Raw genomic sequence first — 18,881 nt, forward strand, 5'->3', positions numbered from 1 at the left:
TTGTGCACTATTTTCCAAAAATCTCTTTGAGGTCTGCGTCTGTAATCCCAATCATGGCTGGGATGCTGTCCCAGTTTTCTTCGGTCAGGATGTAGGATTGTTCAGAGTCACTTGATGTGGCAGTTTCTGAGACAGTTTGTTGCTTTTCTTCAACATTCTCCAATAAATCACTGAAGCGTTCAATCAGATAGGTTTTTCGGGCAGTTCCAATGTGTTGGGTAGCATAGTCAAAGGCCTGTAATTCGCCTAGTAAGATAAGCTTGCTTTTGGCGCGTGTAATGGCCGTATAGATGAGATTGCGCTCCAGCATACGTCTACTAGCACTAGTGATAGGTAGGATGACAACAGGGAACTCACTTCCCTGTGATTTATGGATGCTCATGGCATAGGCCAGGCGAATCTTGTACCATTCGTTACGTGGGTAAGAGACCTCGTTGCCATCAAAATCAATGACAATCTCGTCTTGTTTCGACTCGGTGTATTTACCAGGAATCAGGTCTGTGATAGCTCCTAAATCCCCATTAAAGACATTGATTTCAGCATCGTTGACCAGGTGAATGACCTTGTCTCCCTTACGATAGTGACACTGGGGAGCTTCAAAACTGAGTTGGTCTTTTTGTGGTGGATTGAGCAGGTCTTGCATGAGCTGATTGATAGCATCAATCCCTGCAGTCCCTCGGTACATGGGAGCTAGAACCTGAATATCACGAGCAGGGATACCACTTCTGAGGGCTGCGCCTAAAATCTTTTCAATGGTAGCAGGAATATGGCCACTAGCAATTTCAAAGTAGGAACGGTCAGCTTTTTTCTGGGTGAAATCAGCTGGCAAGATGCCCTGTCGAATCTGACTAGCTAGGGTGACGATGGTTGATTCTTCGCTTTGTCGGTAAATTTTTTCCAAGCGAGTCTGAGGAATCAAGGGAATATGAAGCAGATCCGCTAGAACCTGTCCAGGGCTGACAGACGGTAGCTGGTCACTGTCTCCCACGATAAGTATTTTACTGTTAGAAGAGATATTGGAGAAGAGTTGATTGGCCAGCCAAGTATCCACCATAGAAAATTCATCCACAATGATAAAGTCGGCATCCAGATAATCTTCCAGATGACTGGTATCATCGTCACCTGTCATTCCTAAATGTCGGTGTATGGTCGCGCTAGGCAAGCCTGTCAATTCATTCATGCGACGAGCAGCTCGACCGGTTGGAGCGGCAAGAAGAATCGGCAAGTTGCTTTTTTTCCTGAGGTCAAGTCCTTCTAAAAGAGCATAAACAGCGATGATCCCATTGATAACAGTTGTCTTACCAGTACCAGGTCCACCTGTTAGGATAAAGATCTTGTTCTGGATAGCGTCACAGATAGCTTGTTTTTGAATGCTATCATAGTGGATTCCCAGTTCTTCCTCAACAGTAGCGATATGTTTTTGAATGGTTTCCAAATCCTGGCTCTTCTGTTTTCCTTTTTCAAGTATACGAACCAAGTGACTGCGGATGCCTTCCTCGGCGAAAAAGAGGCTGTTGTCAAAAATCTTGGTATCAATCTGCTGAACCTTGTCTTCTTCAATCAGGTAGGAGAGTTCTTGGGCAACTTGGCTGGGATCTAGTTCTACGGGACGGGAAGACTCAAGGAGAGTAAGGGTTTGTTCTAGCAAATCCCGTGCTTCAACATAGGTGTCCCCTGTTTCCATACAGGCCTGAAAAAGACTATGTACTAGACCGGCGCGGAAGCGTTCAGGAGCCTGACTTTCGATACCTAGTTCTTCCGCTAATTGGTCAGCAATAGTAAAGCCCAAACCCTTGATATCCTCGACCAGCTGGTAAGGATAATTTTCAACCACATCAAGGGTTTCTTCCTTGTAAAAATCTTGAATCTGAAAGGCTAATTTATTGGGAATGCCGTAGTTGGCCAGTTTGGCTAAAACCATCTCCGTTCCGTAGTTGAGACGGAGAGTGGAGACGAAAGCCTCACGATTTTTGGCAGATAGTCCTGCGATACCTTCTAGCTTTTCTGGGTGTTGCAAAATTTCGTCAATAGTATTTTCGCCATAGGTATCCACAATTTTCTGAGCTGTCTTGAGACCAATTCCCTTGAAATGGCTACTGGAAAAGTACTTAACCAATCCCTTGCTAGTTGGTTTTGCACGTTCATAACGACTGATTTGCAGTTGTTCTCCATACTTGGAGTGCTGGACAATTTGCCCCCAAAAAGTATAGTCTTCGCCCTCAATCACGTCAGACATGGTACCGGTGACAATGATTTCAAAATCGTCAAAATCCTCTGCGTCTGTATCTTCGATTTCTAGGAGGAGGATGCGATAAAAATTGCTGGGATTTTCAAAAATAATCCGTTCAATGGTTCCTGAAAAATAAACTTCCATAAAATTCCTTTGCATGAATAGGTGAGAGTTGGGGTTGTTTTTATTTTATACTCAATGAAAATCAAAGAGCAAACTAGGAAGCTAGCCGCAGGCTGTACTTGAGTACAGTAAGGCGAAGCTGACGTGGTTTGAAGAGATTTTCGAAGAGTATTAGTCAATAAACAATCACTTCTCATGATAGAAGAAGAGGCTGAGATTCTTGATTCTCGGCCTCTTCGATTTCTTAAAATGTTCCGATACGGGTGATTGGCCAGAAGCGGAATTTAGCTTCCCCTGTGATATCTTTTGCTTTAAAAGTACCTACGTGGCGGCTGTCGCTCGAAACCAAGCGGTCATCTCCGAGGAGAAGGTATTCTCCTTCTGGAACAGTAAAGCTGAAGTTGGTATTGTAGTTGACATCAACTGTGAAGGCTTGAGCTTTTTGAGCGATACTTCTAAAGAAAGTTCCTTTATTTCCTTCAAATCCCTTGCCTGAGTAGGTGCTTTGGAGTTTATCATCCTTGAAACGTTTGATATAGTCAGCTAGGTAAGGTTCGTCCGTCTCTTTGTCATTGATGTAAAGTTTATCGTTTTCGTAACGGATGGTGTCGCCAGGCATTCCAATCACGCGCTTAACGATATCCTTATTGCCATCTTCCTCATGAGCCACCACGATATCAAAACGGTCAATAGGGAGGTGTTTGACAACAAAGAGGATTTCGCCATCCGCTAGGGTAGGATCCATGGAATGTCCTTCTACGCGGACATTACTCCAAAAAAAGATACGGCTTAAAGCTAATAATGACAGAATCAGGAGGAACAATCCCCACTCTTTTAGGAAATTTTTAAATGAATTCATAATTTACCTTTCTAAGCGTTTTTTCGCTTTTTCAGTATTTTTAAAGTGCAGTTTGGCACAGAAGTTGAGTCCCTGCATACCATAGGCTTGCAAAATCTGGCTAGCCACCTTATCAGAAGCCGTTCCAGCTCCACTTGGAAGTTGATAGCCCAGTTCTCGTCCCAGATTTTCAAGATTTTCCAGAAAGAGATCACGCGCAATGACAGAAGAAACTGCGATAGCCAAGTATTTGCCCTCGGCCTTTTCTTCTAGGCTAATAGGATTGCTGAAACGATTGGCCTCTTGTGTCAAGTACTTGTCATAATTTTTAGCACTGGTAAAGGCATCAATCACAATTTTCTCAGGCTGAACACCTTTTTGAAGGAGGAGATAGATAGCCTGATTATGGAGGGCAACCTTAACCGAAACCGCATTGTAGCGATCTCCGATGACCTCGTTGTACTTGCTTGGTGAGAGAAGGAGTGCCTGGTGCTGGATTTTTTCCTTGAGAATAGGAGCAATCTGACGGATCTTTTGGTCGGTCAGAGTCTTGGAATCCCCCACACCGAGTTTTCGTAAGAAGTCGTGCTGGTCAGGTGTGACAAAGGAAGCCACAACTGCAAGTCCACCAAAGTAGGAACCATTTCCCACCTCATCTGTCCCAATCAAAGGAAGATTTTGTCCGCTGATTTCCTCTGCAAGCTGATAGCCAAAGAAACTGGCGTATTTCTCAGCCCCTTCACCCTGAAGCAAGATCTTTCCAGAAGTATAGATAGAAGCCGTTGCCTGAGGTAGTTTCAAAAAGTAGCGGATATAGGGATTCTTACTAGGAGTCAGACTGCTTTGATAGTGTTCAAGAAAAGCCTGAATCTCCTTTTCGCTTGGTGTGAGTGTTATACTTGCCATAGTTTCTATTGTACCACAAAAGCAGGCAAATTTGTAAAAACTGACAAAGTTAGCGAATTTTGGTATAATATCGTGAGGTGAATTTTATGGCAAATCTAAATCGATTCAAATTTACATTCGGGAAAAAATCATTAACCTTGACAACCGAGCACGATAACCTCTTTATGGAGGAAATCGCCAAGGTTGCGACAGAAAAATACCAAGCAATTAAAGAACAAATGCCTAGTGCAGACGATGAAACGATCGCTCTTTTGTTGGCAGTCAACTGTTTGTCAACTCAGCTCAGCCGTGAGATTGAATTTGATGATAAGGAGCAAGAGTTAGAAGAACTCCGTCACAAACTTGTGACTTGTAAGCAAGAGCAGAGCAAGATTGAGGATTCCTTATGATTTCACTCCTTCTTCTTTTGGTCTTGGCTTGGGGATTTTATATCGGCTATCGGAGAGGCCTGCTCTTACAAGTTTATTACCTGATTTCAGCCATGGCTTCGGCTTTTGTGGCTGGCCAGTTTTACAAGGGGCTTGGAGAACAATTCCATTTACTGCTCCCTTATGCAAATCCGCAGGAAGGTCAGGGAACTTTCTTTTTCCCATCGGATCAACTCTTTCAGTTGGATAAGGTCTTTTATGCAGGTATCGGCTACTTGTTGGTATTTGGGATTGTCTATAGCATCGGTCGGTTGCTTGGTCTCTTGTTACACTTACTTCCTAGTAAAAAGCTGGGTGGCAAGTTGTTCCAAATTTCAGCAGGCATCTTGTCTATGTTGGTGACCTTATTTGTCTTGCAAATGGCTTTGACCATCTTAGCGACCATTCCCATGGCAGCTATACAAAATCCTCTTGAAAAGAGTATAGTCGCAAAACACATCATCCAGAGCATACCAGTAACAACCAGTTGGCTCAAACAAATCTGGGTGACAAATTTAATCGGATAAAAAGGGCAGGAATTTTCCTAGCCCTTTGTTTACAGATTGACTAGAATCTATCAGAATGTAAAAAGCTACCACACCTAGACATTCAAAGACAAGGAAATAAAGATGAACAAGAAAATATTAGAAACATTAGAGTTCAATAAGGTCAAGGCCTTGTTTGAACCTCATTTGTTGACCGAGCAGGGCTTGGAGCAATTGAGACAGCTGGCTCCGACTGCCAAAGCAGATAAAATCAAACAGGCTTTTGCTGAGATGAAGGAAATGCAGGCTCTCTTTGTTGAGCAACCGCATTTTACCATTCTCGCAACCAAGGAAATAGCAGGAGTCTGCAAGCGATTGGAGATGGGAGCGGACCTCAATATCGAGGAGTTCCTACTCTTGAAGCGCGTGCTTCTTTCTAGCCGAGAGCTTCAAAGTTTTTATGCCAATCTGGAAAATGTTAGCTTGATAGAATTAGCCCTCTGGTTTGAGAAGCTACATGATTTTCCGCAATTACAAGGAAACCTACAAGCCTTTAATGATGCAGGTTTCATTGAAAATTTCGCCAGTGAAGAACTGGCACGAATCCGTCGAAAAATCCATGATAGCGAGAGTCAGGTCCGCGATGTCTTGCAGGACCTGCTTAAGCAAAAAGCGCAGATGTTGACGGAAGGGATTGTTGCAAGCAGAAATGGCCGTCAGGTTTTACCAGTCAAAAACACCTACCGCAATAAGATTGCAGGTGTCGTTCATGATATTTCTGCTAGTGGAAATACCGTCTACATCGAACCCCGTGAGGTGGTCAAACTGAGCGAAGAAATTGCTAGTCTGCGAGCAGATGAGCGCTATGAAATGCTTCGAATTCTCCAAGAAATTTCTGAGCGTGTTCGCCCTCATGCGGCTGAAATTGCCAACGACGCTTGGATTATCGGCCATCTAGACTTGATTCGTGCCAAGGTCCGCTTTATCCAAGAAAGGCAAGCAGTCGTTCCTCAGCTGTCAGAAAATCAGGAGATTCAACTGCTCCATGTCTGCCATCCTTTGGTCAAAAATGCCGTCGCAAATGATGTCCATTTTGGTCAAGATTTAACAGCCATTGTTATCACAGGTCCTAATACTGGTGGTAAGACCATCATGCTCAAAACTCTGGGTTTGACACAGGTTATGGCCCAGTCTGGTTTGCCGATTTTAGCAGACAAGGGAAGTCGTGTGGGTATTTTTGAAGAAATCTTTGCCGATATTGGAGATGAGCAATCTATTGAACAGAGCTTGTCTACCTTCTCTAGCCACATGACCAATATCGTGGATATTCTTGGCAAGGTCCATCAACATTCACTTCTACTCTTGGATGAGTTGGGGGCTGGTACAGATCCTCAAGAAGGAGCCGCTCTTGCCATGGCTATTCTGGAGGACCTTCGTCTGCGTCAAGTCAAGACCATGGCGACCACCCACTATCCCGAACTCAAGGCCTATGGTATCGAGACAGCCTTTGTGCAAAATGCCAGCATGGAGTTTGATACTGCGACTCTTCGCCCGACCTATCGCTTTATGCAGGGCGTGCCTGGCCGAAGCAATGCATTTGAAATTGCCAAACGTCTAGGCCTATCTGAAGTTATCGTAGGGGATGCCAGCCAGCAGGTCGATCAGGACAATGATGTCAATCGGATTATTGAACAACTGGAAGAGCAGACGCTAGAGAGTCGCAAACGCTTGGACAATATCCGTGAGGTGGAGCAAGAAAATCTCAAGATGAACCGTGCTCTTAAAAAACTCTACAATGAGCTTAATCGTGAAAAGGAAACGGAGCTTAATAAGGCGCGTGAACAGGCTGCTGAGATTGTGGACATGGCCCTCAGTGAAAGTGACCAGATTCTCAAAAATCTCCATAGTAAATCTCAACTCAAGCCACATGAAATCATTGAAGCCAAGGCCAAGCTGAAAAAATTGGCTCCTGAAAAAGTAGATTTGTCTAAAAACAAGGTTCTTCAAAAGGCTAAGAAAAACCGAGCTCCAAAGGTGGGAGATGATATCGTAGTTCTCAGTTATGGACAGCGTGGTACCTTGACCAGTCAACTTAAGGACGGTCGCTGGGAAGCCCAAGTCGGTTTAATCAAGATGACCTTGGAAGAAAAAGAATTTGACCTTGTTCAAGCTCAGCAAGAAAAGCAAGTCAAGAAGAAACAGGTCAATGTCGTGAAACGAACTTCTGGTCGTGGCCCACAAGCTAGACTGGACCTTCGAGGCAAACGCTATGAAGAGGCTATGAATGAGCTAGATGCCTTTATCGACCAAGCCTTGCTTAACAATATGGCACAAGTTGATATCATCCATGGTATCGGAACAGGTGTCATCCGTGAAGGTGTCACCAAATACCTACAAAGAAACAAGCATGTCAAGAGTTTCGGCTATGCCCCGCAAAATGCTGGAGGCAGTGGTGCGACTATTGTCACTTTTAAAGGATAGCAGTATTCTGGACTTTATAAAGTAAAAACTGTTGAACTAATTTTTACTAATAAACACATTGACAAAAGCCAACATTTTTTGTAAAATAAGAATCAATTAAATACCAACACCGAATGAAGTTTAATAGAAGTGGGGAATCGTTTGATTTTTCATGACTGTAAATGGACGGAACTCTGGAGAGACCGTAAAGGCACCGAAGGGGCAAGGCAGGCAACTGCTCAAACTCTCAGGTAAAAGGACAGAGCTAGGATAGACCGCTTTTTAGCATTTATCTAAGCATTCCAGAGTACATGTATCTTGCATGTGCTCTTTCTTTTGGGGTTGAAAAGATAGGAGAAGGAAATGTTAGAATTGCTTAAATCAATTGATGCTTTTGTTTGGGGCCCACCCCTCTTAATTTTATTGGTCGGAACAGGGATTTACCTAACTGCCCGTCTAGGACTCTTGCAGGTTTTGCGTTTGCCCAAGGCCTTCCAGCTTATTTTTACCAAGGATAAGGGGCATGGAGATGTATCCAGTTTTGCGGCCTTGTGTACAGCACTCGCAGCGACAGTTGGTACGGGAAATATTATCGGGGTGGCGACGGCTCTCAAGGTCGGTGGACCAGGAGCCCTCTTTTGGATGTGGATGGCTGCTTTCTTTGGGATGGCTACCAAGTATGCGGAAGGACTACTAGCTATCAAATACCGTACCAAGGATGATCATGGTGCAGTAGCGGGAGGTCCCATGCACTATATCCTTCTAGGGATGGGAGAAAAGTGGCGTCCCCTTGCCATCTTCTTTGCCCTGGCAGGTGTGCTAGTAGCTTTGTTGGGAATCGGAACCTTCACTCAAGTTAACTCGATTACAGAATCTATCCAGAATACAACGACTATTTCGCCAGCTATCACTGCTCTTGTGTTGTCTGTATTTGTAGCGATTGCAGTCTTTGGTGGTCTCAAGTCCATTTCTAAGGTTTCAACTACTGTTGTTCCTTTTATGGCTATTATTTATATTTTGGGAACTCTTACAGTTATTTTCTTTAATATCGGGAAAATTCCTGCCACAATCGCTTTAATTTTGACATCAGCTTTTAGTCCTGTTGCTGCGGTAGGTGGATTTGCTGGCGCTAGCATTCGAATGGCTATTCAAAATGGTGTGGCGCGAGGTGTTTTCTCGAACGAATCTGGTCTGGGTTCGGCTCCCATTGCAGCAGCTGCGGCTAAGACAAATGAACCAGTAGAGCAAGGATTGATTTCCATGACAGGAACCTTTATTGATACCCTCATTATCTGTACCTTGACTGGTTTGACCATCTTGGTGACTGGTGTTTGGAGCGGCGACTTAAATGGGGTTGCCTTGACTCAGTCAGCCTTCTCAACAGTCTTTTCACACTTTGGACCTGCCCTCTTGACCATCTTCCTTGTACTCTTTGCCTTTACGACAATTCTAGGTTGGAACTATTATGGAGAACGCTGTTTCGAGTTCCTCTTTGGTGTTCGCTTTATCTGGCTCTATCGAGTGGTCTTTGTACTCATGGTCTTGTTGGGAGGATTTATCGAGTTGGATATGGTTTGGATTATCGCAGATATTGTCAACGCCTTGATGGCTCTGCCAAACTTGATTGCCCTATTAGTCTTGTCGCCGGTCGTTATTGCTGAGACTAAAAAGTATTTTGACAAATAATGAAATCACACAGCTCGTGTGATTTTTTTGCTTTCATAAAAAATTTCTATCAGTGTAATTTAAAATATATATTATACACGGTATAGAATCTGTGATAGACTAGATTCCAACAAAATGAAAAGAGGTTTTATGATGACAACATTTACCATCCATACAGTCGAATCAGCGCCAGCAGAAGTGAAAGAGGTTCTTGAAACAGTACAAAAAGATAACAATGGCTATATTCCCAACCTAATCGGTCTCTTGGCTAATGCACCGACTGCTTTAGAGGCTTATCGTACTGTCGGAGCCATCAATCGTCGCAACAGCTTGACGCCTGTTGAGCGTGAAGTGGTGCAAATCACGGCAGCCGTGACCAATGGTTGTGCCTTCTGCGTCGCGGGTCACACAGCCTTTTCAATCAAACAAATCCAGATGAATGATGATCTTCTGCAAGCCCTTCGCAATCGTACTCCAATTGAAACAGATCCTAAATTGGACACTCTAGCTAAGTTTACCTTGGCAGTTATCAATACCAAGGGTCGTGTAGGAGATGAAGCCTTGGCTGAGTTTCTAGAAGCTGGCTACAGCCAACAAAATGCCTTGGATGTGGTTCTTGGTGTCAGCCTAGCAAGCCTCTGTAACTATGCCAATAACCTAGCCAATACACCAATTAACCCAGAATTGCAACCTTATGCTTAATTCATATCTGAGAAAAATGAAGTCTAAAATAATTGGACTTCGTTTTTTTAAATCCTCATTTAAGCGCTTTTATGCTATACTGAAACTAACATGATTATTGGAGGTTAGGATGAAAAAACTCCCTTTGGTATTTTCTGGTTGTTTGCTAGGTTTGGCAGGAGCTGGAAATCTTATTTTAGATACGTTGCCGGCTCTGTCCTATCTTTTTAGTCTGACAGGTTTGATTTTGTGGATTTATTTTCTAATTCTACATCTCTTTAATTGGAAGGAAACCAAGCAAGAATTGACCAAGCCTCCTCTTTTATCAGGAATGGCGACCTTTCCCATGGCTGGGATGATTTTATCTACCTATGTTTTTCGCGTCTTCCCTCATCTTCCTTTGGTAGCGCAAGGGCTCTGGTGGTTTTCATTTCTCTTGGATTTGGCCTTGATTGCTGGTTTCACCATCAAGTTTGCTTGTCCGGGTCGGAGGGTTCATGCAACTCCTAGCTGGACGGTTCTCTATGTGGGGATAGCAGTGGCTGCCTTAACCTATCCTCTTGTAGGCATCATCGAAATTGCCTATGCGACCTTGAGTTTTGGCTTTCTCTTGACCTTCTATCTCTATCCCCTTATTTATAGCGATTTAAAGAAACATCCGCTCCCACTAGCCTTGCTTGGACAAGAAGGAATCTACTGTGCTCCTTTCTCTCTACTCTTGGCTTCCCTAGTTCGAGTTGGAGGAGCCAGTCTACCGACTTGGGTCTTGATTGTCATGATCTTGGCTTCCCAATCCTTCTTTTTCTTTGTTTTGACTCGCCTGCCCAATATTTTAAAACAAGGTTTTCAACCAGCCTTCTCAGCCCTCACCTTCCCGACCATTATCACAGCTACTTCGCTTAAGATGGCTCAGGGAATCTTGAAACTTCCATTTTTGGAGTATTTGGTAGTGGCTGAAACCGCTATTTGCTTAATTATTTTAGTCTTTGTATTAGGCGCTTATCTGAATTGGTTACGAAAAAAGGTCTAGCTAGAAATAGCTAAACCTTATTTTTTATGGTTTGATAACTTCAGCTCCACCCATGTATGGACGAAGTGCTTCTGGGATGGTCACAGAACCATCTGCATTTTGGTAGTTTTCAAGAATAGCAGCCACTGTACGTCCAACTGCAAGTCCAGAACCGTTCAAGGTATGGAGCAATTTCACCTTGCTATTTGCTTCATCACGGTAACGGATTTGGGCACGACGGGCTTGGAAATCTTCTGTGTTTGAACAGCTTGAAATTTCACGGTAGGTATTTTGTGCTGGAATCCAAACTTCCAAGTCATAAGTTTTAGCAGCTGAGAAGCCCATATCTCCTGTAGAGAGAGCAACGACACGGTATGGAAGGTTAAGTTTTTGAAGGATATTTTCAGCGTTGGCTGTCATTTTTTCCAATTCTTCGTAAGATTCTTCAGGTTTGGCAAATTTAACCATTTCAACTTTGTGGAATTGGTGCAAACGAATCAAGCCACGAGTATCACGGCCAGCTGAACCAGCCTCAGAACGGAATGAAGGACTCATAGCAGTGAAGTAGATTGGCAGGTCTTTGCCGTCTAGGATTTCATCACGGTAGTAGTTTGTTAGAGGAACCTCAGCTGTAGGGATAAGGACATAATTGCTATCGCTGAGTTCAAAAGTATCTTCCTTGAATTTTGGATATTGACCAGTTCCAAACATAGAATCGTGGTTAACTATGTAAGGCGTGATGACTTCAGTGTAGCCTTCTTTTCCGTGTTCATCTAGCATAAAGTTGTAGATAGCACGTTCTAAACGAGCACCGAGACCTTTATAGAAGAGGAAGCGAGCGCCCGTTACCTTACCACCGCGTTCCCAGTCAAGGATACCAAGGTCTTCACCCAGATCCCAGTGAGCTTTAGGTTCGAAATCAAACTCGCGTGGAGTGCCCCAACGGCGAACTTCAACATTGTCGTCTTCGTCAGCCCCAACAGGAACGCTATCAGCTGGAATATTTGGAAGAGTAGTGGTAAATTCTGTCAATTTAGCATCAATTTCTGCCAATTCAGCATCCAAGGCTTTTACTTCAGCAGATAGGGTTTGCATGGCAGCAATCTTGTCATCTGCATTTTCCTTGTTGCGCTTAGCTTGGGCAATCTCAGCAGAAACTGTGTTACGTTCAGCCTTGAGAGTTTCAACCTTGACTAAAATATCACGACGTTTAGCATCGATTTCTTTCATCTCGTTTAAGACAGCAGCATCTACACCACGTGTAGCCAATTTTTCTGCGACAGCATCAAAGTCTGTACGAATACGTTTGATATCTAACATAAGAACTCCTTTGTGAAAAAAGCACACCTGACAAAGCGTTGGAGTGGCAGGGCCACGGTTCCATCCAACTTCACAGGTGTGCACTTGATTGTGTATGCAATTGTTACTAACGGTAGAATTTCACCTATCCCTCCTATCTGCTCGCAGCACCCGCAGACTTTCTGAAAGAAGAAGATAACCTACTTATCCGTTGCTATGATTATACTAAAGTTTCTACTTTTTTGCAAATAGATTTTTAAATTTTTGACTAATTGTTTGAATCAGGGTAGGAAGTTTGACGACCTTGTCATTGCCTAGTTTTTCGCGAGCAATTTTGAGAATGGCACCTGAGTCTTTTGAAGCAAAGAGGAATTTTCCTCTGTCTGTAAAGACTTCGAAGTGGCGACTGATTTTGCGACCAGTGACATTGGCCCCAATCTGGTTGATATGGCTCCAAGGAATCTGGATAAATTGTTCGACATTGACATCTGGGTAAAATTCCAGAGCCTGATCTCCGACAAGAAATTTCCCAACTTTCCCAGCTATAGAGAGGTAGGAGGTACCTGTTGTATTGAGAAGCACTGTTTTGTTAAGAGATTGGGCCATGGTTAGTCTTCCTTACTTTCACCGAAAAAGGCATTGTAGAGGGCTTTGATTGCTGCTTTCTCTTGGTCTTTATTGACAACGAACATAATAGAAACTTCACTAGAACCTTGCGACATCATCTGGATGTTGATCTTGTTTTCAGATAGAGCGCGTGTCGCAGTAGCAGTTACTCCGATATGGCTCTTCATCTTTTCACCAACAATCATAATGATAGAAAGGTCGTGTTCGATTTCTGCATGGTCTACTTCAGCCTTTTGAACCAACTGACGAAGGATTTCTTCTTCCTTGATAGGAGTTAGTTCGCGAGAACGGAGGATGATTGAAAGATCGTCGATACCTGTTGGCATATGTTCCCAACCGATGTTAAGATCTTCAAGGATTTGCAGAACCTTGCGTCCAAATCCCACCTCACGGTTCATGAGGTATTTAGACATGTTGATGCTGACAAAGCCAGAATCACCAGCAATTCCCACAACTGGGAATTCATCACTACTGTGTTTTAAAACAATACGAGTACCTGGATGGTCAGGGTTGTTGGTATTCTTGATAACGAGAGGAATTTTTCCTCGGTAGGCAGGAAGAAGCGCTTCGTCATGAAGGACTGAGAATCCTGCATAGGCCAACTCACGCATTTCACGATAGGTCAACTCAGGGATTGAGTGTGGTTGGTGGATAATACCAGGGTGGGCTGCAAAGATACCATCAACGTCTGTAAAGTTTTCATAGAGGTCGGCCTTAACACCTGCAGCAATGATAGAACCTGTAATATCAGAGCCTCCACGTGAGAAGGTACAGATTTGATTTTCCTTGGTAACCCCAAAGAAACCAGGAATGACCAGGACTTCATTTGCATTCGTCAATTCCTCAATCTTGTCATAACTTGATGGAATGATTCGAGCATGACCAGGTTCACTTGTGACCACAATACCAGCTTCTCGAGGGTGCACATAGCGTGCATCAATACCATTTTGGTTAAAATAGGCAGCAATCAATTTGGCATTGTTGTTTTCACCCGCTGCTAGGAAAGTATCGTAGAGAAATTCGTTTTCTTCGATAGGAAGAGTTGCCAAGGCCCGAATACTTTTTGAAATTTTTTCTAGCACAGCTGGTTTAAGACCTAGTTCACTAACCATAGCGGCATAGCGGTCGATAATCCAGTTTTGGCTCTTGCTAATATCGTTACCAGCAACATAATCGCGGTAGTATTTAATCAAGGCATCTGTAACCTTAGTATCTTCAGCATTGCGTTTACCAGGGGCAGAAACGACTACAAAACGACGCTCTGAATCGCTTTTGACGATGTTTAAAACTTTTTCTAATTGACCAGCAGAGGCAAGAGAGCTACCTCCAAATTTAACAACTTTCATAAGAACTCCTAAAGTAAGTATTTTATACGATTATAGCAGAAAGAAAGCCTTTTTTCAATGAAGAAAATAAGATGCGTTCTAGTATAAAGCGAGCCTTTCTAATCGGCTGAGACACTTTCAGTTGATTTTTTCTTGCTTTCTGATTTTAAAAAAGATATACTTTGAAAATAAAATAATTTAACCAGCTTATAAAATAAAAAGGAGTTCAAATGGAACACATTATTTATCAGCTTGAAGAGGATTTGGCAATCCTTACCTTGAATCGTCCTGAGGTCGCGAATGGTTTTCATATTCCTATGTGTGAGGAGATTTTAGAAGCTCTGACTTTGGCAGAAGAGGATCCGGCTGTGCATTTTGTCTTAATCAACGCGAATGGCAAAGTCTTTTCAGTTGGGGGAGATTTAGTAGAGATGAAGCGGGCGGTGGATGAGGATGATATTCCATCATTGACAAAAATCGCAGAATTGGTCAATACTATTTCTTATAAAATCAAGCAAATTGCTAAACCTGTCTTGATGGAGGTTGATGGGGCTGTTGCAGGTGCCGCAGCAAATATGGCTGTTGCTGCAGATTTCTGTCTGGCAACGGATAAGGCTAAATTTATCCAAGCCTTTGTTGGAGTTGGCTTGGCTCCGGATGCAGGAGGAATTCATCTCTTGAGTCGAAGTATTGGTGTGACGCGTGCTGCTCAATTAGCCATGACAGGTGAGGCTTTGTCCGCAGAAAAAGCTCTGGAGTGGGGTCTTGTTTATCGGGTCTCTGAAGCTGATAAACTTGAAAAGACGAGAGAACAGCTTCTTAAAAAATTGAGACGCGGGTCAGCTAATTCCTATGCTGCCATCAAGAAGTTGGTTTGGGAGAGTCAATTTAAAGACTGGCAAGATTATGCTGCTTTAGAACTGAACCTACAGGAATCACTAGCGAAAACAGAGGATTTCAAAGAAGGAGTTCGGGCTCATTCGGAAAGAAGACGACCTAAATTTACAGGAAAATAAAAAAATACTTGCACCATTCTTTGAACTTTGATATAATTCTTTTGTCAAATGTTTTGATTCTAAAAGTTTTTTTGAAAAGGAGGGAAGGAAAGATTGGACTACCAACGAATTAATGAATACTTAACGTCTATATTTAACAATGTCCTCGTTATTGAGGAAGTTAGCTTGAGGGGTAGTCGTTTCAAGGATATCTCCATCAAAGAAATGCATACGATTGATGTGATTGGAAAAGTTCCAGATGTGACACCAAGTCAAGTGTCAAAAGAGTTGATGGTGACTCTTGGGACAGTTACGACTAGTTTGAATAATCTCGAACGTAAGGGTTACATTGAACGCATTCGTTCAGAACATGATCGACGTGTGGTACATCTGCATTTGACAAAGAAAGGTCGCTTGGTTCATAGGCTACATAAACGCTTCCACAAGGCCATGGTTGAAAAAATCATTGATGGTATGAGTAAGCAAGAAATTGAGGTTATGAGCAAAGGTTTGACTAATCTTTATCAATTTTTGGAGGATTTGAGATAATGGCTTTTGCAAAAATAAGCCAGGTTGCTCATTATGTGCCAGAGCAAGTGGTTACAAATCATGATTTGGCTCAGATTATGGATACCAATGATGAGTGGATTTCAAGTCGGACGGGAATACGACAAAGGCATATTTCAAGAACAGAATCTACTAGTGATTTGGCTACAGAGGTTGCTCAGAAACTGATGGCAAAAGCTGAAATCACAGGAGAAGAGCTGGATTTTATCATTCTAGCTACTATTACTCCAGATTCTATGATGCCCTCTACAGCTGCTCGTGTCCAAGCCAATATTGGTGCTAATAAGGCCTTTGCTTTTGACCTAACAGCAGCTTGCAGTGGATTTGTATTTGCTCTTTCAACTGCTGAAAAGTTTATCGCTTCTGGTCGCTTTCAAAAAGGCTTGGTGATTGGTAGTGAAACCCTCTCTAAAGCAGTCGATTGGTCAGACCGATCAACAGCTGTTTTGTTTGGAGATGGTGCTGGTGGAGTCTTGCTAGAAGCTAGCGAGAAAGAGCATTTCTTAGCTGAGAGTCTTAATAGCGATGGGAGTCGTAGCGAGTGTCTAACTTATGGACATTCAGCCTTGCATTCTCCGTTTTCAGATCAAGAAAATGCAGATTCATTTTTGAAGATGGATGGGCGCGCGGTCTTTGATTTTGCTATTCGGGATGTAGCCAAGTCTATCAAGCAGACTATTGATGAATCTCCTATAGAGGCGACAAACTTGGATTATCTGCTACTTCATCAGGCTAATGACCGTATTTTGGATAAAATGGCTAGAAAAATCGGTGTTAACCGAGATAAACTTCCAGCCAATATGATGGAATATGGGAACACCAGTGCAGCCAGTATCCCGATTTTACTTTCAGAGTGTGTAGAACAAGGCCTCATCCGTTTAGATGGTAGCCAGACTGTTCTACTATCAGGCTTCGGTGGAGGCTTGACATGGGGCACGCTCATTCTTACAATTTAGGTAATCATGTGGTGAACACATTGTTATAAAAAAACTATTTATTTTAAAGGAGTCCTATCATGGCAGTATTTGAAAAAGTACAAGAAATTATCGTTGAAGAACTTGGAAAAGACGCATCAGAAGTAACACTTGAATCAACTTTTGATGACTTGGATGCAGATTCATTGGACTTGTTCCAAGTAATCTCAGAAATCGAAGATGCTTTTGATATCCAAATCGAAGCAGAAGATGACTTGAAAACAGTTGGTGACTTGGTTGCCTACGTTGAAGAGCAAACAAAATAAACAGAATATAAATAGAAGGAGTAGGGAAACCCGCTCCCTCTTGTTTAGGCAATAGTTTGATTGTCAAATTATGACGGTATCGAACTATTACGTAAGCAAGAAACGATGGAGGCACTATGAAAACGCGTATTACAGAATTATTGAACATTGATTATCCTATTTTCCAAGGAGGAATGGCCTGGGTTGCTGATGGTGATTTGGCAGGAGCTGTTTCCAAGGCTGGAGGACTAGGGATTATCGGTGGGGGGAATGCCCCTAAAGAAGTTGTCAAGGCAAATATTGATAAAATCAAATCATTGACTGATAAACCCTTTGGTGTCAACATCATGCTCTTGTCTCCCTTTGTGGAAGATATTGTAGACCTCGTTATAGAGGAAGGTGTTAAAGTAGTGACAACAGGCGCAGGAAATCCAAGCAAATACATGGAACGTTTCCATGAGGCTGGTATTACAGTTATTCCAGTTGTACCAAGTGTTGCCCTAGCAAAACGCATGGAAAAAATCGGAGCAGACGCTGTCATTGCAGAAGGAATGGAAGCTGGGGGACACATTGGAAAATTAACAACCATGACCTTGGTGCGCCAGGTAGCTGCTGCTGTATCCATTCCTGTTATTGCTGCAGGAGGGATTGCAGATGGTGAAGGTGCTGCGGCTGGCTTTATGCTAGGTGCAGAGGCTGTTCAGGTTGGAACGCGTTTTGTCGTTGCAAAAGAGTCTAATGCCCATCCAAATTATAAGGCCAAGATATTAAAAGCTCGAGATATTGATACTACGATTTCAGCTCAACACTTTGGACATGCTGTTCGTGCTATTAAAAATCAGTTGACTCGTGATTTTGAACAGGCTGAAAAAGATGCCTTTAAACAAGAAAATCCAGATTTGGAAATTTTTGAACAAATGGGAGCAGGTGCTCTAGCCAAAGCGGTTGTTCACGGAGATGTGGATGGAGGCTCTGTCATGGCAGGTCAAATTGCAGGGCTTGTTTCCAAAGAAGAAACCGTTGAAGAAATCCTAAAAGATTTGTATTACGGCGCAGCTAAGAAAATTCAAGAAGAAGCCTCTCGTTGGGCAGGAGTTGTAAGAAATGACTAAAACAGCCTTTTTATTTGCTGGCCAAGGTGCCCAGTATCTAGGTATGGGACGGGATCTCTATGATCACTACACTATTGTTAAAGAAACGATTGATCAAGCGAGTCAGGTGCTCGGTTATGATTTGCGTTATCTCATTGATAGGGAAGAAGAAAAACTCAATCAGACTCGCTATACGCAACCAGCTATTTTATCAACTTCAGTTGCTATCTATCGTTTATTGCAAGAAAAGGGCTATCAGCCTGATATGGTTGCTGGTTTGTCTCTTGGAGAATACTCTGCCTTGGTGGCCAGCGGTGCCTTGGATTTTGAAGATGCGGTAGCCTTGGTTGCTAAGCGTGGGGTCTATATGGAAGAAGCGGCTCCTGCTGGCTCTGGCAAGATGGTAGCAGTTCTCAATACGCCAGTAGAGGTCATTGAAGAAGTCTGTCAAAAAGCTTCTGAACTTGGAGTGGTTACTCCAGCAAACTATAATACACCTGCACAAATCGTGATTGGAGGAGAAGTGGTTGCAGTTGATCGAGCTGTTGAACTCTTGCAAGAAGCAGGTGCCAAACGCTTGATTCCTCTCAAGGTGTCAGGACCTTTTCATACCGCTCTCCTTGAGCCTGCTAGCCAGAAACTAGCTGAAACTCTAGCTCAGGTAAGTTTTTCAGATTTCACTTGTCCCTTAGTCGGCAATACAGAAGCTGCAGTTATGAAAAAAGAAGACATTGTTCAACTTTTGACGCGTCAGGTCAAGGAGTCAGTTCGTTTCTATGAAAGTATTGCAGTTATGCAAGAAGCAGGCGTAACCAACTTTATCGAGATTGGACCGGGGAAAGTCTTGTCAGGCTTTGTCAAAAAAATTGATAAAACGGCTAAACTATCCAATGTTGAAGATCAGGCGAGTTTGGAAACCTTGCTAGAAAACGAGTAATCCCTTCTCCCATAAAT

General features: G+C 43.0%; 18 protein-coding genes and 1 riboswitch. Of the genes, 12 read left to right on the plus strand and 6 right to left on the minus strand.

The features are described from left to right. Window positions 1–7: 7 nt before the first annotated feature. The 3 genes from recD2 to rnhC form a co-directional block, all read right to left on the minus strand. Entirely contained in the window at window positions 8–2,374 is a 2,367-nt protein-coding gene (recD2, locus tag RN80_RS03755) for an SF1B family DNA helicase RecD2 (RefSeq protein WP_060627611.1), read from the minus strand. A 223-nt stretch (window positions 2,375–2,597) separates the two neighbouring features. After that, window positions 2,598–3,212 (minus strand): signal peptidase I, encoded by a 615-nt coding sequence (gene lepB / locus RN80_RS03760; RefSeq protein WP_001083986.1) that lies wholly within the window; start codon window positions 3,210–3,212, stop codon window positions 2,598–2,600. A gap of 3 nt (window positions 3,213–3,215) precedes the next feature. Next, complete coding sequence (rnhC, locus tag RN80_RS03765) at window positions 3,216–4,097, minus strand: ribonuclease HIII (protein WP_060627613.1); 882 nt, start codon at window positions 4,095–4,097, stop codon at window positions 3,216–3,218. A gap of 86 nt (window positions 4,098–4,183) precedes the next feature. On the opposite strand from rnhC, the gene zapA reads away from it, so the two are divergent. The 6 genes from zapA (at window position 4,184) to RN80_RS03795 (ending at window position 10,825) form a co-directional block, all read left to right on the plus strand. After that, on the plus strand, window positions 4,184–4,486 hold the full coding sequence (gene zapA, locus RN80_RS03770) for a cell division protein ZapA (RefSeq protein WP_000002022.1): 303 nt from the start codon (window positions 4,184–4,186) through the stop codon (window positions 4,484–4,486). Continuing rightward, a complete protein-coding gene (locus RN80_RS03775) occupies window positions 4,483–5,031 on the plus strand; it encodes a CvpA family protein (RefSeq protein ID WP_060627615.1) in 549 nt (182 codons plus the stop codon). The genes zapA and RN80_RS03775 overlap by 4 nt, the downstream gene beginning before the upstream one ends. Before the next feature lie 102 nt (window positions 5,032–5,133). Beyond that, a complete protein-coding gene (locus tag RN80_RS03780; RefSeq protein ID WP_060627616.1) occupies window positions 5,134–7,470 on the plus strand; it encodes an endonuclease MutS2 in 2,337 nt (778 codons plus the stop codon). A 163-nt stretch (window positions 7,471–7,633) separates the two neighbouring features. After that, window positions 7,634–7,722: riboswitch (glycine riboswitch) on the plus strand. Window positions 7,723–7,812: 90 nt separating this feature from the next. After that, entirely contained in the window at window positions 7,813–9,135 is a 1,323-nt protein-coding gene (locus tag RN80_RS03785; protein ID WP_060627618.1) for an alanine/glycine:cation symporter family protein, read from the plus strand. Between the two features lie 132 nt (window positions 9,136–9,267). After that, window positions 9,268–9,816 carry a carboxymuconolactone decarboxylase family protein gene (locus RN80_RS03790; protein WP_060628750.1) on the plus strand — a complete coding sequence of 183 codons (549 nt, stop codon included), beginning with the start codon at window positions 9,268–9,270 and terminating at the stop codon, window positions 9,814–9,816. A gap of 109 nt (window positions 9,817–9,925) precedes the next feature. After that, on the plus strand, window positions 9,926–10,825 hold the full coding sequence (locus RN80_RS03795) for a TDT family transporter (protein WP_060627620.1): 900 nt from the start codon (window positions 9,926–9,928) through the stop codon (window positions 10,823–10,825). Between the two features lie 24 nt (window positions 10,826–10,849). On the opposite strand, the gene serS is transcribed toward RN80_RS03795, so the two are convergent. The 3 genes from serS to RN80_RS03810 all read right to left on the minus strand — a co-directional run bounded on the left by serS (window position 10,850) and on the right by RN80_RS03810 (window position 14,076). Then, window positions 10,850–12,124, minus strand: a complete 1,275-nt coding sequence (serS, locus tag RN80_RS03800) for a serine--tRNA ligase (protein ID WP_060627622.1) — start codon at window positions 12,122–12,124, stop codon at window positions 10,850–10,852. A 213-nt stretch (window positions 12,125–12,337) separates the two neighbouring features. Then, entirely contained in the window at window positions 12,338–12,709 is a 372-nt protein-coding gene (locus RN80_RS03805; RefSeq protein ID WP_000079350.1) for a DUF956 family protein, read from the minus strand. Window positions 12,710–12,711: 2 nt separating this feature from the next. After that, window positions 12,712–14,076: an aspartate kinase gene (locus RN80_RS03810; RefSeq protein WP_060627624.1), complete on the minus strand. Its 1,365-nt coding sequence runs from the start codon at window positions 14,074–14,076 to the stop codon at window positions 12,712–12,714. Between the two features lie 209 nt (window positions 14,077–14,285). On the opposite strand from RN80_RS03810, the gene RN80_RS03815 reads away from it, so the two are divergent. The 6 genes from RN80_RS03815 to fabD all read left to right on the plus strand — a co-directional run bounded on the left by RN80_RS03815 (window position 14,286) and on the right by fabD (window position 18,864). Next, complete coding sequence (locus tag RN80_RS03815; protein WP_045612219.1) at window positions 14,286–15,071, plus strand: enoyl-CoA hydratase; 786 nt, start codon at window positions 14,286–14,288, stop codon at window positions 15,069–15,071. Window positions 15,072–15,164: 93 nt separating this feature from the next. Beyond that, the gene (gene fabT / locus RN80_RS03820) at window positions 15,165–15,599 is read left to right on the plus strand and encodes a fatty acid biosynthesis transcriptional regulator FabT (protein ID WP_000386355.1); all 435 of its coding nucleotides are present in this window, start codon (window positions 15,165–15,167) and stop codon (window positions 15,597–15,599) included. Continuing rightward, window positions 15,599–16,573: a beta-ketoacyl-ACP synthase III gene (locus RN80_RS03825; RefSeq protein ID WP_060627626.1), complete on the plus strand. Its 975-nt coding sequence runs from the start codon at window positions 15,599–15,601 to the stop codon at window positions 16,571–16,573. Before fabT ends, RN80_RS03825 begins: the two co-directional genes overlap by 1 nt. Before the next feature lie 59 nt (window positions 16,574–16,632). Then, on the plus strand, window positions 16,633–16,857 hold the full coding sequence (locus RN80_RS03830) for an acyl carrier protein (RefSeq protein ID WP_000257838.1): 225 nt from the start codon (window positions 16,633–16,635) through the stop codon (window positions 16,855–16,857). Window positions 16,858–16,973: 116 nt separating this feature from the next. Further along, window positions 16,974–17,948: an enoyl-[acyl-carrier-protein] reductase FabK gene (fabK, locus tag RN80_RS03835; protein ID WP_000857446.1), complete on the plus strand. Its 975-nt coding sequence runs from the start codon at window positions 16,974–16,976 to the stop codon at window positions 17,946–17,948. Beyond that, the gene (gene fabD / locus RN80_RS03840) at window positions 17,941–18,864 is read left to right on the plus strand and encodes an ACP S-malonyltransferase (RefSeq protein WP_060627628.1); all 924 of its coding nucleotides are present in this window, start codon (window positions 17,941–17,943) and stop codon (window positions 18,862–18,864) included. Before fabK ends, fabD begins: the two co-directional genes overlap by 8 nt. The last annotated feature ends 17 nt before the right edge of the window (window positions 18,865–18,881 follow it).

It is taken from the genome of Streptococcus mitis (genome assembly GCF_001281025.1).
GTDB lineage: Bacteria > Bacillota > Bacilli > Lactobacillales > Streptococcaceae > Streptococcus > Streptococcus mitis_AK.

Bases quoted from the DNA above. Each gene is read 5' to 3' on its own strand.
- RN80_RS03810 (WP_060627624.1), bottom strand. From the start codon at position 14,076: ATGAAAGTTGTTAAATTTGGAGGTAGCTCTCTTGCCTCTGCTGGTCAA.
- serS (WP_060627622.1), bottom strand. From the start codon at position 12,124: ATGTTAGATATCAAACGTATTCGTACAGACTTTGATGCTGTCGCAGAA.
- lepB (WP_001083986.1), bottom strand. From the start codon at position 3,212: ATGAATTCATTTAAAAATTTCCTAAAAGAGTGGGGATTGTTCCTCCTG.
- RN80_RS03785 (WP_060627618.1), top strand. From the start codon at position 7,813: ATGTTAGAATTGCTTAAATCAATTGATGCTTTTGTTTGGGGCCCACCC.
- RN80_RS03775 (WP_060627615.1), top strand. From the start codon at position 4,483: ATGATTTCACTCCTTCTTCTTTTGGTCTTGGCTTGGGGATTTTATATC.
- recD2 (WP_060627611.1), bottom strand. From the start codon at position 2,374: ATGGAAGTTTATTTTTCAGGAACCATTGAACGGATTATTTTTGAAAAT.
- zapA (WP_000002022.1), top strand. From the start codon at position 4,184: ATGGCAAATCTAAATCGATTCAAATTTACATTCGGGAAAAAATCATTA.
- RN80_RS03795 (WP_060627620.1), top strand. From the start codon at position 9,926: ATGAAAAAACTCCCTTTGGTATTTTCTGGTTGTTTGCTAGGTTTGGCA.
- RN80_RS03825 (WP_060627626.1), top strand. From the start codon at position 15,599: ATGGCTTTTGCAAAAATAAGCCAGGTTGCTCATTATGTGCCAGAGCAA.
- RN80_RS03830 (WP_000257838.1), top strand. From the start codon at position 16,633: ATGGCAGTATTTGAAAAAGTACAAGAAATTATCGTTGAAGAACTTGGA.
- RN80_RS03790 (WP_060628750.1), top strand. From the start codon at position 9,268: ATGACAACATTTACCATCCATACAGTCGAATCAGCGCCAGCAGAAGTG.
- RN80_RS03805 (WP_000079350.1), bottom strand. From the start codon at position 12,709: ATGGCCCAATCTCTTAACAAAACAGTGCTTCTCAATACAACAGGTACC.
- RN80_RS03780 (WP_060627616.1), top strand. From the start codon at position 5,134: ATGAACAAGAAAATATTAGAAACATTAGAGTTCAATAAGGTCAAGGCC.
- fabK (WP_000857446.1), top strand. From the start codon at position 16,974: ATGAAAACGCGTATTACAGAATTATTGAACATTGATTATCCTATTTTC.
- rnhC (WP_060627613.1), bottom strand. From the start codon at position 4,097: ATGGCAAGTATAACACTCACACCAAGCGAAAAGGAGATTCAGGCTTTT.
- RN80_RS03815 (WP_045612219.1), top strand. From the start codon at position 14,286: ATGGAACACATTATTTATCAGCTTGAAGAGGATTTGGCAATCCTTACC.
- fabD (WP_060627628.1), top strand. From the start codon at position 17,941: ATGACTAAAACAGCCTTTTTATTTGCTGGCCAAGGTGCCCAGTATCTA.